This window comes from Pedobacter vanadiisoli (assembly GCF_042684385.1).
Lineage (GTDB): Bacteria > Bacteroidota > Bacteroidia > Sphingobacteriales > Sphingobacteriaceae > Pedobacter > Pedobacter vanadiisoli.
Genome location: NZ_JBHULL010000005.1, coordinates 1 through 16,122 on the forward strand (window position 1 = coordinate 1; position 16,122 = coordinate 16,122).

The 16,122-nt window shown below is 41.0% G+C and carries 8 protein-coding genes and 1 riboswitch; of the genes, 6 read left to right on the forward strand and 2 right to left on the reverse strand.

Annotation, left to right across the window (positions count from 1 at the left end):
• Positions 1–715: 715 nt before the first annotated feature.
• Positions 716–1,990 carry a peroxiredoxin family protein gene (locus ACFSR6_RS03945; RefSeq protein WP_379075231.1) on the reverse strand — a complete coding sequence of 425 codons (1,275 nt, stop codon included), beginning with the start codon at positions 1,988–1,990 and terminating at the stop codon, positions 716–718.
• Positions 1,991–2,127: 137 nt separating this feature from the next.
• Positions 2,128–2,234, forward strand: a riboswitch (SAM riboswitch).
• A gap of 320 nt (positions 2,235–2,554) precedes the next feature.
• Between ACFSR6_RS03945 and ACFSR6_RS03950 the strand changes: the two genes are divergently transcribed.
• Together ACFSR6_RS03950 and ACFSR6_RS03955 are read left to right on the forward strand one after the other, a co-directional pair.
• Complete coding sequence (locus ACFSR6_RS03950; protein WP_379075234.1) at positions 2,555–5,719, forward strand: SusC/RagA family TonB-linked outer membrane protein; 3,165 nt, start codon at positions 2,555–2,557, stop codon at positions 5,717–5,719.
• Positions 5,720–5,730: 11 nt separating this feature from the next.
• A complete protein-coding gene (locus ACFSR6_RS03955) occupies positions 5,731–7,161 on the forward strand; it encodes a SusD/RagB family nutrient-binding outer membrane lipoprotein (protein WP_379075237.1) in 1,431 nt (476 codons plus the stop codon).
• Between the two features lie 221 nt (positions 7,162–7,382).
• On the opposite strand, the gene ACFSR6_RS03960 is transcribed toward ACFSR6_RS03955, so the two are convergent.
• On the reverse strand, positions 7,383–7,583 hold the full coding sequence (locus ACFSR6_RS03960) for a YtxH domain-containing protein (RefSeq protein ID WP_379075240.1): 201 nt from the start codon (positions 7,581–7,583) through the stop codon (positions 7,383–7,385).
• A 283-nt stretch (positions 7,584–7,866) separates the two neighbouring features.
• Here ACFSR6_RS03960 and ACFSR6_RS03965 point away from each other — a divergent pair, with 283 nt between their 5' ends.
• The 4 genes from ACFSR6_RS03965 to ACFSR6_RS03980 all read left to right on the forward strand — a co-directional run bounded on the left by ACFSR6_RS03965 (position 7,867) and on the right by ACFSR6_RS03980 (position 16,105).
• The gene (locus ACFSR6_RS03965; RefSeq protein ID WP_379075243.1) at positions 7,867–8,889 is read left to right on the forward strand and encodes a GntR family transcriptional regulator; all 1,023 of its coding nucleotides are present in this window, start codon (positions 7,867–7,869) and stop codon (positions 8,887–8,889) included.
• A gap of 9 nt (positions 8,890–8,898) precedes the next feature.
• Entirely contained in the window at positions 8,899–10,491 is a 1,593-nt protein-coding gene (locus ACFSR6_RS03970; RefSeq protein ID WP_379075246.1) for a solute:sodium symporter family transporter, read from the forward strand.
• Positions 10,492–10,874: 383 nt separating this feature from the next.
• Positions 10,875–14,174, forward strand: coding sequence for a SusC/RagA family TonB-linked outer membrane protein (locus ACFSR6_RS03975; protein ID WP_379075249.1), 3,300 nt, complete (start codon positions 10,875–10,877; stop codon positions 14,172–14,174).
• Positions 14,174–16,105 carry a RagB/SusD family nutrient uptake outer membrane protein gene (locus ACFSR6_RS03980; protein WP_379075252.1) on the forward strand — a complete coding sequence of 644 codons (1,932 nt, stop codon included), beginning with the start codon at positions 14,174–14,176 and terminating at the stop codon, positions 16,103–16,105. Before ACFSR6_RS03975 ends, ACFSR6_RS03980 begins: the two co-directional genes overlap by 1 nt.
• Positions 16,106–16,122 lie beyond the last annotated feature (17 nt).

Below are 16,122 nucleotides of genomic sequence, written 5' to 3' on the forward strand. Positions count from 1 at the left end.
AATGCCGTTAGAAACAAAATAGCATTGAGAATTGCTGCAGTTATTAAAAATCAAGTCAGCTATAAAAATAACTATAATATAGCTGCGTAAAATTTGTTTTTATCATAACAATCATTTCGAGCGGAGTATAACGCAGTCGAGAAATCTAATTAGGTAGATCTCTCCGTTTCGCTGTGCTTCAGTCGAGATGACGGTATTTTTTAATGAAATTTATCGATGATAGATTAATTCTATTGGTTGGTGTCTCACTGGCCAATACTTAATGCTCTATATAAAAGATTCTTCACTGCGTTCAGAATGACAGCTCTTTTTTTAACACCAATTTTTATAGCACTGCCCCCGGTTAACTAAACCTTATTGCAGCGGCTATCCTTTTTGCTGCACCATCCATCGTATGTGCAGCTGTTCTCACAAAAAGATAGAAGCGGAAAGAAGGACTACCAGAATCGAATAGCACTGCACCTGCTTTCCAAAAAGAGGACATTATATGTTTTTGGAGCGCAGTGTCGGGGGGGCACTATTAAAGTTTGTTCCCGTTCTCCGCTATATCCTTTCGCTGCGCTTCAGGGATGCTGCTACGCCCGGGGCTAAAAACACAGTTACTGCAAAGAACAAAGTACAAAATGCCATTTTTTCCCATTGGTTAATGCCTTACCTGCCAATGTTAAATGCTAAAAGATTCTTCACTGCGTTCAGAATGACAAATATTCCAAATCTATTTCTTCAATAGCGCATCAATCTCTGTATTAAATTCTTTCACAAATTCGTCATAAAATTTACCGGTGGCCGGACCATTAAAGCCCGTATGGATTTGTGCTACGTTACCCTGTTTATCGATAATGATCGTGGTTGGAAACGATAAAAAAGAGTCGAGCGCAGGCAACGATTCAGCTACTACCTGTTTATCGGCTGTACCTGCTAATATCTGGTCGTATTCAATACCAAAGCGTTCACGGAAACGGTTCATTACTTTTTTTGCATATGCGGGCTCTGTAGAACGTTCGTAATGTAAAGCAATGATTTCTACACCACGCTTTTTATTTGTTTTATACCATGGCGAAATAAAACTAGCTTCGTCAACACAGTTAGGGCACCAGCTTCCGGTAATGGTTAAGATCACCACTTTGTTTTTATACTTTTCATCTTTTAATGAAATCTTTTTGCCGTTCACATCAGGAAAGCTGAAATCGAGTGTTTTGTAGCCTTTTTTCAGGTAAGTAAGCTTATAGGGATCGGGTAGGGCGGCATCTTTATTTTTGATCCCGGTAAAAGGCTGACTGCCTCTTGCACTTAAAATTTCGCCTGTAATTGAACCATCTGCCTGGAAGGTTCCTTTATAATAGGCAGGAGAAGAACCGATAAAACTCGAAAGCTGAAATTCATTTCCTTCTACTACACCTTCGAGGTAGCGCGAATCGCCAGTTATGCGTAAGAAAGTTCCTGTAAGTTTATTTCCGGTTTGTTTAAATAAACCTACTGTTTTTTCGTCTTTACCATTGGGTGATTTAAAAGCCACATCATAACTACCTGAATAGTTGGTTGTTGCAGGCTTATTAAGTGTTTCGAAACGATAATTCTTACGCTCAGCTACAATATTTAAAGGTTTGCCTGTTTTATCCTGTTTCCTTAATATTCCTGTTAATTGATCTCCATTTACAATGGCAAATGCAAGTTCATTATCAAACTGATCGAGTTTTACGAATAAAGAATCGCCTGATTGTTTTACCAGCCCGCCTTCAAATCTTTCTTCAGCATTACGGAAATAAAGCTTTTGTTGCCCATTTTTTTCGCTGATTTCGAAATTAAAAGGGATGTCCAATCCTTCTTTTACTTTGGCAATGCCACGCCAAGTACCCAGTGCAATAAAAGCTTTTGTATTTTTTGGTTTGGTTCTGGCTTGTTGGCTATTGGCCAGTACCACTTGTTGCTGTGCAAAGGTTAAAGAGGTAGATATAGCCAATAAGGCGGTAAATACAGATTTCAGATTCATCAGGACGTGTGTTAATCGACTAAATTAGTCGACAAATATACAAACGAAATAAGCAAAGAAAAAATATTTAAATAAAATTCTATAAAAACTATAGGATAAATGGAATTAATTATACCTTTGCAGCAGTTATTTTAAAATACTTATCAAGAAAGGCGGAGGGAATGGCCCTGTGAAGCCTTAGCAACCATCTGATTTTTAGAAATGGTGCTAATTCCATCCCGGATGAATCTGGGGCAGTTAAGTCAGTTGTTCGCATTATCCTTATTAAAAAATATATGGTGCACTTCTGATTTAAGGGGTGCTTTTTTTTGCCTCCAATGCATTCTTGATCAGTAAATATGTTGTACAGAAAACCATTGAAATGAAAAAAACTGACTACCTAAAATCCATTGATGCATACTTTAACGCGTATTCCCGAATGTGCATGTCCTGTTAAATCAGTACGGTTTAACAGGCTTTTAAGCTAACCATTTCTTTTAGTTCATTCGTATTACATGGCTTTCAGCCGTAAGTAAATCGTTTTGCCAAAATTTTATCCAAATTCTAATTATTAAATATATACACATGTTCACAAATTTTAAATCAACGGTGATTATCCTGCTGCTCTTAATCTCGCAGCAGTTGTTCGCTCAAAACGCCACGGTTACCGGAACGGTAAAGTCGGCAGATGGTGAAACATTACCAGGCGTTTCCATTTTTATAAAAGAAACCAAACAAACCACCATTACCGATGGCAAGGGTGCTTTTTCAATCAGTGCACCAGAAAAGGGGACCCTGGTGTTTTCTTATATCGGTTTTAAAACCCAAGAGGTACAGATCACTAATAACGGTCCTATTGCAGTGATTCTCCAATCCAGTGATAATGCACTTGATGAGGTGGTGGTTACCGCCTTGGGGATTTCAAGGGAGAAAAAGTCGTTAGGTTATGCTGTACAGGAATTGAAAGGGCAGAGCATAGCAGAAGCTAAAGAATCTAACCTGGTAAATGCCCTTGCCGGAAAAATTGCCGGTGTAAGGGTTACCAATAGCCAGGGGAGCATGGGTTCATCACGTGTGGTGATCAGGGGAGAAACTTCCATTGCGGGTAACAACCAGCCCTTATTTGTGGTAGATGGCATCCCGGTTGATAATTCACAGCTGAATTCGGCAGGAGCCAGGGATTATGCCAATACCATTTCGGATATCAACCCGGAAGATATCGAATCGATAAGTGTGCTAAAGGGCCCGAATGCTGCCGCATTATATGGCTCGAGGGCTGCGGCAGGTGTGATTCTTATTAAGACCAAAACGGGTAAATCTAAAAAAGGATTGGGTATTGCCATCAACTCAAATGCAGTACTGGAAACTTTACTTACCCTGCCGGTTTATCAAAATGCTTTCGGACAGGGATCGGAAGGTAAATTCAGTTATGTAGATGGTGCAGGTAAAGGATTAAATGACGGGGTAGATGAGAGCTGGGGGCCTAAACTGGATGGAAGGCTGATCCCCCAGTTTTATTCGAAAGGGGTGGCGGTTCCGTTTATTGCACACCCGGATAATGTGCGCGATTTCTTTCAAACCGGTTATTCACTAAACAATGGGGTATCGGTTGCCGATGCAGGAGAAAAATACGATTACCGGATTTCGTACAATAACCTGAAACAAGTGGGTATTGTGCCTAATTCAGGGCAGGGGAAAAATTCATTTGTACTGAATACCACCTTAAGAATCACCCCGAAATTGAGTGTAACGGCTAATGCAAATTATAGCAAGCTTAGTTCTGATAATTTACCGGGTACAGGCGGCTCCCGTTCAACCAGTACCATGTTGCAGTTTACCTGGTTTGGCCGTCAGGTTGATATTAACCAGTTGAAAAATTATCTGGACGAAAATGGAAAAACCTTTAACTGGAACAACAGCTATTACAGCAATCCTTATTGGGTAGCTTATGAAAATACGGTTTCGCAAAACCGCAGTCGTATTATTGGTAGTTTGGCCCTTAATTATAAAATTATTGATGGCCTTGATTTTAATTTCAGATCGGGTACGGATTATTACAACGACAGGCGTAAAATCAGGATTGCCTATGGTACCAATGGAACACCTTTTGGTTCTTATACGGAAAGCGCCTTCACAGTAAACGAGAATAATACTGATGCCACCTTAAACTTTAACAAACAGTTGAACGATGATTTTAGCCTGGAGTTATTGGGTGGGGGTAACATCCGCAGGCAGTATATAGAACAAAACGATCAGAGCGCTCCCAAACTGGCCATTGCCGGACTTTACACACTAAAAAACTCGCGCGATCCCCTCATTTCATCCAATAATTTGTCGAGGTTAAAATCTTACAGTGTTTATGCATCCGGACAAATCGGTTTCAGGAATTACCTTTTTGCCAACATCACGGCCCGTAACGATTGGTCGTCTACCTTGCCGGCGCAAAACAGATCTTACTTTTACCCGTCATTTAACGGAAGTTTTATAGCTACCGAAGCATTCGATATTAAAAGTGAAGCCCTTAATTATTTAAAAATACGTGGCGGGTGGTCTAAAGTAGGGAAAGATGCCGATCCTTACCGTCTGATCAATACTTATGTGTTCAGTGCACCATTTTATAGCAACCCTCAGCTTACTACAAGCAATATTGATCTTAATCCTAATCTTAAACCTGAAACCACCACATCTACAGAACTGGGGGTTGAAGCGGTATTTTTTAATAAAAGATTGAGGTTCGATTTAAGCGCTTACAATACCAATAGCTACAACCAGATTTTAGCAGCCGATGTGAGCCAGAGTACAGGTTTTAGCTCGAAATTACTGAATGCCGGAAAAATCAATAACAAAGGAATAGAGGCACAACTGGGCATTAGCCCGATTAAAAAAGCATTTACCTGGGATGTTGATTTTAATTTTGCAGCGAACAGGAGCAGGGTAATTGAATTGGATGCCGAAAAATTATTGACCAATTATATAGTGGCTTCGAACTCTGCCCAGGTTATTGCAACAGTGGGCCAGCCTTATGGATCATTGTTCGGCACCTCTTTTTTAAGGGATGCCAACGGAAATATCATTGTTAACGCTACAGGTGCACCCGCTACAAACCCAACCAAACAGGTGTTGGGGAAATATACGCCAGATTGGATTGGTGGGGTTTACAATACTTTTACCTATAAAGGAATCAGCTTAGGTGTATTAATTGATGCCAGCTTTGGAGGTTCTATTTACAATGGTACTTACGCAACAGGCACCTATACCGGTGTATTGGCTTCTACACTCCCGGGCAGGGCAGCAGAATATGGCGGTATTTCTTACTATTATCCTGATAACAAAAAAGAAAATGGCACGGTAAGGGTAAACGGATCAGCTCCGGCAGGTGTTACCGTGTACGACGACGGGATTATTTTTGATGGGGTAACTGCCGATGGCAAACGCAACGAGAAAATATTGCCTGCCCAACAGTATTACAAATCTTTCAGAAATATAGACGAAGCGAATATTTTCAATGCTTCTTATGTTAAACTCCGTGAGGTGAAATTAAGCTATAATTTACCTGCAAAATGGCTCCGTCCGTTAAGTTTACAAGGGGTTTCGGTATCACTTGTGGGGCGTAACCTTTGGATTATTCACCGCAATACGGTCGATATTGACCCAGAAGTGGCCTTCAATACCGGTAATGGCCAGGGTTTAGAAAGTTTATCCAATCCGAGCACACGCAGTTATGGTATCAACCTGAATGTTAAATTTTAAATATTCTCATCATGAAAAATAAAAAACTCTATATACTGGCCATCCTGGCAATTGCCTTTTCATCATGCAAAAAAGAGCTTGACGAGGTGAACATCAACCCCAATGCACCAGAAGTTGCACAGCCGGATTATTTGCTTACCGGCACAACCAAAGCCACAGTAGATACTTATTGGGGTGTAACCAATAACATGAACTCGAGCCTGCTGTTTGCCCAGCATTGGGCCAAAGTACAATATACGGAAGAAGACCGTTTTATTTTTTCGAACAGCAGTTTTACAGCTTTATGGTCAACAGGTTATGCACAAAGTATTGCCGGTTTTAATAAAATAATCGAACTGGGTGATGCGCAGGGCAATCCGAATTATAAAGCTGTTGCGCTTGCACTAAGGTCATGGACATTTTTACTGCTTACTGATGCTTATGGCGATGTTCCGTATTCGCAGGCGGGAAAAATAAAGCAGTTTGTTACCCCGGTTTACGATAAGCAAAAGGATGTTTACTATGGTATTTTAGGCGATTTGAAATCAGCGCAGGCGGCTTTAGACCCTGCTGCAAAGGCGATTGCCGGTGATGTAATTTATAGCAATAATATCACATCATGGAAAAAGTTTGCCAATTCACTGAGGCTTCGTATTGCCTTGCGTATTGCAGATAAAGATCCGGTTAAAGCCAAACAGGTGATTGACGAAATACAGGCAGAGGGAGGCGCTTATATTGGTAGTAATTCAGAAAATGCCGTGCTGAAATATGATGTATCGCCACAGCAGAACCCTGTAGCGGCTTCATTCGAAACCAGGAATGATTACCGGATCAGCAAAACCATTGTTGATAAACTTACTTCCCTGAATGATCCAAGGCTACCAGTTTATGCCAGTAGAACGGAAAATCCACCGCAAGGTTATGTAGGGATACCAAACGGTTCTACCAACTCTGAGGCAAGTGCCATTGGCTTGGCAAACTCTTCAAAACCAGGTGTTTATTTTCTTGATCCGAAAGCACCTGCGGTAATTTTAAGCTACGCTGAAGTGCTTTTTGACAGAGCAGAAGCAGCCGCCCGTGGTTTTACTACAGAAAACGCCGGTGACCTCTATAAACAGGCTATAAAGGCTTCGTTTAACCAATATGGTTTAACTGGTAGTGCAGTAGACGATTATATTAATCAAGCTGCAGTACAATACGACTCAAGCAATTATAAAAAGTCAATTGGTGAGCAAAAATGGATCGCCTTATTCGGACAAGGTCTAGAAGCCTGGGCCGAGCAGAGAAGGTTAGATTATCCGCAGTTAACCGCTTCTGTTAATACCGTGCTGAATGGTAAAATTCCGGTACGTTTTATTTATCCGGGTACGGAACAATCGTTAAACGAACAGAATTATAAAAATGCGGTAAGCAGCCAGGGTGCCGATTTATTAACCACCAAACTTTGGTTTGATGCTTTTTAATGCCGAACCGTCACCCTGAATTTATTTCAGGGTCTATATTGCAGGAAAGATGCTGAAACAAGTTCAGCATGACGATTGTATAAGAAAAAAGTGAATATTCGAGGTGTTACCATCCGACACACTTAGGCAAAAAAAAAACGTCCTAACTTTACATTAGGACGTTTTTTTGATCAGAGAAATAGAAATTTAGCCTCTTCAGGCTCTTTACCTCTAAAGGGTATTCATCTCGCCAAATCTTCAGCGGCATTACTCGCCCTTGTTTTAAGGTCTTCTGCATAACCTTTTGCTTTATCGGCCCATTGTGGAGCACGATCTAAAAGTTCATCAACGATTGATTGTCCGGTAACCGGATCTTTCTTGGTGATATATTTTACGCCGGCATATACTGCAGCACCAATGATTGCTGTTTTTAAAATTCCCATGTTTTTTCTTTTTTTAGTTAAACATTTTGAGACCGTTAAAAGTTTTAGACAATTCGAAATAACAGTTGTTACAAATACGCTAATTGCGGTTATATCAACCTTTCGGTTTTTTCACGGAAGCACGAAAGCCACAGAAAATATTATTATATTAATCTGTGTCTCCGTGGCAACCACTTGATGTCGAATAGACGATCATTCTTAAATTTTTATCAATTATCACTATTAAATTTATATATTTCGGCCAGTTAACCTCCGGTAAATCCATTAAACCAAATATTGTTGCATGAATAAGGAAAAGCTGTTCAGTGAAATAAAAGATTTAAGCATTATAAATTCTTTCTCGAAACATGAACAGCTGGTACAGGGAATTATCAATGGCCTGAATCATAAACTCATTGGCAAAGGTGATATGCTGCCATCCGTTAATGAAATGATGAGGGAAACCGGTTTTGCCAAAGAAACCATCGGTAAAGCCTACAAAGAGCTGATCAACAGGGGGATACTGGAATCGAAAAACCGAATGGGCTATTTTGTCGCTACAGATGATACCGAACAACATTTAAAGGTTTGTTTATTAATCTATGCTTTCGACACCTTCCAGGAAACTTTTTATCAGAACTTCCGCGACCATTTAGGCGATAACATCCAGGTTGATGTATATTTCCACCACAACAATTTCAGTGTTTTCGAATCCATCATCAACAGCAATAAAGGCCAGTATGGTTTGTATGTAATTGCTCCGATAGAAAGCAAAGAAGCCAAAGAAGTGCTGGAACAGTTGCCCAAAGAAAAACTGTTGATCGTTGACCGTTATGTAAAATTAAAGGGCGATTATTCTTACATTGTTCAGGAGTTTGAAAAGGCTTCGTATAATGCCTTTTTAGAACTGGCGCCAAGAATTAAGGAATTCTCAGAATTTATTTTCTTTTTCAAACCTTCATCTGCCGAACCCAGGGAAGTATTAACTTCCTTTAAACGTTTTATAAAGGAATTTAACATCAATGGCGTAGTCAAAAATAGTTACGAAGCCGGTAGCATTGCACCAGATAAAGTTTATTTTACCATACACAACCTCGAACTTTGGGAAATGTTGAAAGATACGAAGGTAAAAGGGTTAAAAGTGGGGAAAGACCTGGGTATCCTTTCGCATAATGATGACAATGTAAAAGAGATCATTTTTGACGGGATTACCACTTTTTCTATAGATTTTGCACTTATGGGTCGTCTCGCTGCCGAATTTGTACTCAGTCTGAAACCCATTAAACATGTAATGGAGAATCAACTGATCAGGAGAAATTCACTTTAATACCATAGCGTGGGTACCATAGCCATTATCAGTTTTATTTTGTTCACGGTATTGGCCGCGGTGATATCTTACTTTAAAACCCGTAGGTCGCAGCGCTCTACCATCAGTGGTTTTTTCTTTGCCAACCGCACCAATGGTTTTATTATTATTGGTGCTTCCTTATTTTTCAGTAACATCAGCGCCAACCAGTTTATTGGTGAAAACGAATCGGTTTATATCAATAACATGTCGGTAATTGGCTGGGGGATTTCATCTATCCTGGCCATGATTATTGTTTCAGAATTTTTCATTCCCATATATTTTAAAACGGGTATCCGCACCATTCCTGATTTTTTGGAGAAACGTTACGATAAACAGACCAAAACATTCGTTTCGGTGGTTTTCCTCTTTAGTTATATTATTAACCTGCTGCCAGCGGTACTTTATGGCGGAGCAGTAGCCTTTAGTAACCTGATCGATCTTTCGGGTTTTCACCTTTCCTATTGGGAGAGCATCTGGGTATTTGTATGGATAATGGGGCTTATTGGCTCAATTTATACTATTCTGGGTGGTTTTAAGGCTATTACGATTTCTGATACGGTATTGAGCGCCGGTATGCTGGTGCTGATTATCGCATTGCCATATTACGGATTGCGTTATCTGGGGCACGGCGATTTTTTCCGTGGACTTTCTACTGTACTTTCTACCAAAAAAGAACACCTCAATGCCATTGGCGGTAATCACGACGCTGTGCCTTTTTCTACCTTATTTACCGGTATGCTCATTGTAAACCTTTATTATTGGGGCATGGAGCAGTACATTATTCAGCAGGTGCTGGCGGCTAAAAGTTTGGAAGAGGGGCAGAAAGGTATTGCATTAACCTGTTTTGCCAAATTACTTTGTCCGCTGCTGATCAATATCCCGGGTTTAATCGCGGTACACCTGTATCCTGTATTAACCAATACCAACCAGGTATTCCCTTTACTGATTAAAGATGTATTGCCGCCACTATTAATGGGCCTTTCAGCCTGCGTGCTTTTTGGTGCGGCCATTACCACTTTTAATGCAGGACTGAACAGTTCGAGCACCCTGTTTCTGCTGAATTTATATAGCCCGTTTATGGAGAAAAAGGGCAGGGTATTATCTGATAAAAGCTTGCTACGGACGGGGCGGTTATTCCAGATCTCAGTATCCTTATTTGCGATGTTCTTTGCGCCTTTTATTATTTTTTCGAAACATGGTTTTTATGAATACCTGCAAAAAATCAGTGCTATTTTTAGCCTCCCGATCTTTACCATCATCTTCATTGGCTTTATTACCAAAAAAATGCCACCTGTTGCTGCTAAAATTGGGATGTTTTTCTTCATTTGCTGTTATGTAATGAGCGAGTGGGTATTTTCCATCCACCTGCATTATCTACATACGCTGGCCATTATATTCGTCAGCACGGTTTTATTGATGCTGGGCATCTCAAAACTGTATCCCAATCAGGAACCCTACCATTTGATACCCGCCAATAAAATTGATATTATTCCCTGGCAGAATAGGTACTACTACCATATCATACTGATCTTACTGATGGCACTTGTATTTTTTATTTTCTCTCCCTATCTACTTGCCTAGAGTCGCAATTCATTTCTTTACATATTTGTGTTTAGCGCTTGGAATATTAAATTATTTGACTATACTTGTATTTGGAAACACTAGGATAGGATAGGATAGGATAAATTTTACATCGTATGCCTTTTAGCATCTGATTTTCTTTTAGAAAAGGACATAAAACGGCAAATAATAATTAAGCCATTCCTGTACCCGAACTAATTTCCATTAACCAAATAATTCCAAAATATGAGAAATTTTACAAATTATTGTGCAGCAGTGCAAACCCTTCTTTCGATTGCTAAAGGATGGCCAGCAGGTTTACCGGTTCATGAAGAGCGCTGATTCCTGTCGATCTACATCTATCTACAATTTTTTAATTCATCATTTAAAAAGCTTATTGGCAAATGAAGCAATTATTTTTGTTTTGCAGACACCTTACGATGTCTGACAAGGTAAAAAATGCATTGGCATTGACAGGTTCGATGCTTGTATTTTTCCTGATTTTTATCCCGGTAAAGGGTTATTCCCAAACAGGAAAGAAAACCATTACAGGTAAGGTTACGGATACTTTAGGAGTAGGGCTGCCCGGAGTAACCGTAGCTGTTGTGAACAAGGTTAACGTAGGTACACAGACCGATAATAACGGAAAGTTTGTGCTTGATGTAGCACCCGGTGAGATATTAAGGTTTTCTTATGTGGGTTACCGCGAACAGCGGGCAACCGTTGGTGCGGCTAATGTGATCAACATTAAATTAACCGAAGAAAATATGCTGTCAGAAGAGGTGGTGATTACCGCCTTGGGGCAAAAACAGCGTAAAGAAGCTTTGGTTGGTTCCGTTACCACAGTAAAAGTGGGCAATCTTAAAATACCTTCGAGCAATTTAACCAATGCACTTTCCGGTCAGATCGCGGGTGTGATCGGTTATCAGCGCAGCGGGCAACCCGGACAGGATAACTCGCAGTTTTTTATCCGTGGGGTAACTACCTTTGGTTACAAGCAGGATCCTTTGATATTGATCGATAACGTAGAGTTAACGAGCTCTGATCTGGCGCGTTTACAGGTGGATGATATCGAAAGTTTCTCGATCCTGAAAGATGCCAGTGCTACAGCACTATATGGCGCACGCGGGGCAAACGGGGTAATTTTAGTGTCTACCAGATCCGGTAAGGAAGGTAAAGCCAAAATCAGTTTCAGATTGGAAAATTCTTCATCTCAATCTACCCAGAACCTTGAGCTTGCCGATCCTATTACGTATATGAAGCTTTTTAACGAAGCGTCTATCGGCAGGGGAATGGATCCCAAATTCACGCCTAACCAGATTATCAATACCCAGGCTACGATAAATAAAAGCCCGGGTTATAACGAATATGTTTACCCTGCTGTTGATTGGCTGGGCCTGCTGTTTAAAAAACGGACCAATACCCAGCGCGCCAATATGAGCGTAAGCGGTGGCGGAGGTGTAGCCAGGTATTATATTGCCGGTTCGTATAACCTGGATAATGGTGTGCTGAATCAGGACGACCGGAACAATAACGATAATAACGTGAAATTCAGGAATTACCAGTTGCGTTCCAATATCAATATTGATTTAGGTAAAACCACCGAACTGGTGGTGCGTTTATCGGGTAATTTTAGCGAATACAATGGTCCGCTGGCTACCGATGGCGGTTTTTCTACCGATCTTTATAATATCGCCGTGCACACCAGTCCGGTTTTATTCCCGGCTTATTTCCCTGCCGATGCCGCAAATCAAAACGCACAGCACATTTTATTTGGAAATACAGGCGGCACAGGAGTAAACAGCATTTTATATAACAACCCTTATGCGGCGTTGCTCCGTGGACATAAAAATTCAACGGAATCACGTATGTCGGCGCAGTTAGAGCTTAACCAGAAACTCGATTTCCTTACCGAAGGTCTTTCGTTCAAATCGATTTTTAGTACTAACAGGTATTCTTATTTCGATTCATCGATGGCTTACTCGCCATTTTATTATAATGTTGGCTCGTATGATAAAGCGAGCAATACTTACGTGTTAAACTGGTTAAATTCATCGGTAACCAGTGGGGCACCTAACATTGCCCAGGAATATTTAAGTTATTACCCGGGCGATCCGAACATCAGTACTTTTCTTTACGGACAGGCTGCTGTAAACTATGATCATACTTTTGGACAGGATCATACCGTAAGCGGTGCCCTGATCGGTACTGCCCAGCAGAACCTGTATAACAATGCTAAAGATCCGAAAACCAATACGCGTACGCTTCAATACTCACTTCCTTACCGTAACCTGGGTTTAGCAGGAAGGTTAACTTATTCATACAAAAGCCGTTACTTTTTGGAAACCAACTTCGGTTACAACGGATCGGAAAGGTTTTCGGAGAACCATCGTTTTGGGTTTTTTCCAACCATTGGTGCGGGGTGGATTGTTTCGAACGAAAAATTCTGGGCAGGCGGAATTGCCAATGTGGTTAACCGTTTAAAACTGAGGGGAAGTTTTGGCCTGGTGGGTAATGATGCCATTGGATCGCAACGCTTTTTCTACCAGTCGGATGTAAACTTAAATGGGGGTGGTAATTATGCTCAATTTGGGTATAATGGCGGCGCTACACGCCCAGGGGTATACATCAACAGTTATGAAAACACCGATATTACCTGGGAAACTTCCCGCCAAACCAACCTGGCTTTAGAAGCTACGCTTTTCAAAAACATGAACATTATTGCGGAGGTATATAATAACGACCGTTATAATATTTACATGATCCGTAAAAACGTACCGACTACCCTGGGTTTAGAGGCTATTGATCCCAATACCGGCGCACCTGATATTGGTGCGAATATCGGGAAGGCCAGATCAAGGGGTATCGATTTATCGCTCGATTATAAGTTTAACGTAAATGCATTTTCTTTTGCTGTACGCTCTAACTTAACTTTTGCCAAAAATAAATACATCAATTACGAAGAGCCACAGTGGGCAGAAGCTTACCGATACACCACGGGGCAGCCGATTAGCAGAAATTTCGGTTACATTGCCGAACGTTTATTTGTAGATGATAAAGAGGTGCAAAATTCGCCAACGCAAATTTTCTCTACAGGTGGTAAACCCCCAAGAGCAGGCGATATCAAATACCGCGATTTAAACAACGATGGTAAAATAGATGATGCCGATAAAGCTTACATCGGTTTTCCGCAATCGCCTGAAGTGGTATATGGTTTCGGTTTCAGCTCTTCCTACAAAGGTTTCGATCTGTCGGCCTTTTTTACCGGACAGGATAGGATGACTTTCTTCATCGATCCCAGAAAGGTAAGCCCTTTTGTACCGAGTGATCAGCAGTATATTTATGGCAATACTCAGTTGCTTAAAGATTTTGCTGATAACCATTGGTCGCCCGAAAACCAGAACCTTTATGCACTTTATCCCCGGTTGGCAGTAAATGCTGCAGATCTCGAAAACAATGCACAAACCAGCACCTGGTGGATGAGAAATGGCCGTTTATTGAGGCTTAAATCAGTTGAACTGGGTTATACACTTCCACAGCGCATTTCCAGTAAAATCAAGCTCAACTCTTGCCGTATTTATTTTAATGGTTTGAACCTGCTTACCTGGAGTCCATTTAAAATGTGGGATCCTGAGCAAGGTGGAAACGGGTTTGCATATCCTATCCAAAAGGTATTCAATGTTGGTCTTAATGTAACCTTATAATGAAAACGATAAAAACATATTTTACATTCGGCTGCATCATCATGGTGTTAGGCACATTTGTATCCTGTAAAAAGTACCTTGATATTACCCCCGATAACTTAGGTACCCTCGATTATGCCTTCAGGAACAGAAATGAAGCCGAAAACTATTTATACTCTTGTTATGCTTACCTGCAGCGTATGAATGATGTGGCGTCGAACCCGGGTTTTACCACTTCATCAGAACTGATTTATTCGAACACACTCGATAATTACCAGGGTTTTAACCGTACCGGATTCAACCTGTTAAGGGGAACACAAACAGCCGCAAACCCTGGATTGAATGCATGGGACGGTAGTGAAGGAAGTTACAGCCTGTGGCGTTCGATCAGGATCTGTAACATCATGCTCGAAAATATTGATAAACCAATTGATTTGAGCGCTGCTGAAAAACAACGCTGGATTGCCGAAACCAAATTTTTAAAAGCCTATTATCATTACGTACTTTTTAAAATGTACGGCCCTATTCCCCTGGTTAAAACCAACTTGGCCATTAACAGCAGCACGGACGAGGTACGTGTTAAAAGGGCACCAGTTGACGAAACCGTTGATTATATTGTTTCTTTGCTGGATGAAGCCATTCCTAATTTACCTGCTACAATTACCAGTCAGGCTACAGAACTGGGCAGAATTACCAGTATAATTGCCTTATCAGTTAAAGCCGATGTGCTGGCAACAGCAGCGAGCCCGCTTTTTAACGGCAATCCTGATTATATCAGTTTTAAAGATAAGGATGGGGTAAGCCTGTTTCCGGCAGCTTTCGATGCGCAAAAATGGAAAAAAGCAGCTGATGCGGCAAAAGCAGCCATAACCGCGGCAGAAACTCAGGGTATTAAATTGTACACTTTCCAATCGCCAACTACCGTGGGTAAACTATCCGATTCGTTAAAAAGAGAGCTGGATGTACAGAATGCCGTGACGGAAAAATGGGAACTGAACTCGGAAATTATCTGGGCTTCCAACCCGGAGTTTAACTACCAGGGTTTTTCAACGCCAAGGCTTACTGCAAAATCGGCGGTAAACAATTTCTCTAATCCTTCTACTTTTTCTGCGCCGATAAGCACACAGGAACTTTTTTATACCGTTAATGGTGTGCCGATCAGTGAAGATAAAACCTGGGATTATGCCGGCAGGAATACCATTAAAACAGGTGATTATGCCAGCCGCTATTACATCCAGCAGGGGTACGAAACCATTAAAGGCCATTTTGCGCGCGAGTCACGGTTTTATGCCGATATCGCTTTTGATGGTGGTATCTGGTTTGGAAATGGCCGGAATAACCAGGATGATCCGTCAAATCCATTATACTATGTTTCGGCCCGTGGAGCGGGATTTGCGGCACCGAGCGATAACATCAGGTTAAACATTACCGGTTACTGGCCTAAAAAACTGGTTAGTTATGCTTCGGTTTATGATGACGGTTTCCAGGCATCGCCATTCCGCCTACCATTAATCAGACTGGCCGGTTTATACCTGCTTTATGCAGAGGCATTAAACGAGGTAAACGGACCAACCACAGAAGTATTTACTTATATTGATAAGGTTAGGCAAAGGGCTGGTTTACAGGGTGTACAAGCCTCATGGACGAACTTTTCCAGAAACCCGAATAAGTTTAACACTAAAGATGGTTTAAGGCAGATTATTCACCAGGAGCGAAGAATAGAACTCTGTTTTGAAGGGCAAAGCGGTTGGGATTTAAGAAGATGGAAAGAGCTTCAGGCCGTTTTAACAGCACCCATACAGGGGTGGAGCATCAACAATCCGGATGCTATCAACTATTACCGCCCAAACACCCAGTTTATCCCTGTTTTTGGTTTAAAAGATTATTTATGGCCGATCAGAAGTTACGACCTGGTTGTAAATCCAAACCTGGTGCAAAATCCTTATTGGTAGTTTAAAATATGAAAGAT

Coding starts and splice junctions, on each gene's coding strand:
- ACFSR6_RS03955 (WP_379075237.1), top strand. CDS start 5,731: ATGAAAAATAAAAAACTCTATATACTGGCCATCCTGGCAATTGCCTTT.
- ACFSR6_RS03950 (WP_379075234.1), top strand. CDS start 2,555: ATGTTCACAAATTTTAAATCAACGGTGATTATCCTGCTGCTCTTAATC.
- ACFSR6_RS03960 (WP_379075240.1), bottom strand. CDS start 7,583: ATGGGAATTTTAAAAACAGCAATCATTGGTGCTGCAGTATATGCCGGC.
- ACFSR6_RS03965 (WP_379075243.1), top strand. CDS start 7,867: ATGAATAAGGAAAAGCTGTTCAGTGAAATAAAAGATTTAAGCATTATA.
- ACFSR6_RS03975 (WP_379075249.1), top strand. CDS start 10,875: ATGAAGCAATTATTTTTGTTTTGCAGACACCTTACGATGTCTGACAAG.
- ACFSR6_RS03980 (WP_379075252.1), top strand. CDS start 14,174: ATGAAAACGATAAAAACATATTTTACATTCGGCTGCATCATCATGGTG.
- ACFSR6_RS03945 (WP_379075231.1), bottom strand. CDS start 1,990: ATGAATCTGAAATCTGTATTTACCGCCTTATTGGCTATATCTACCTCT.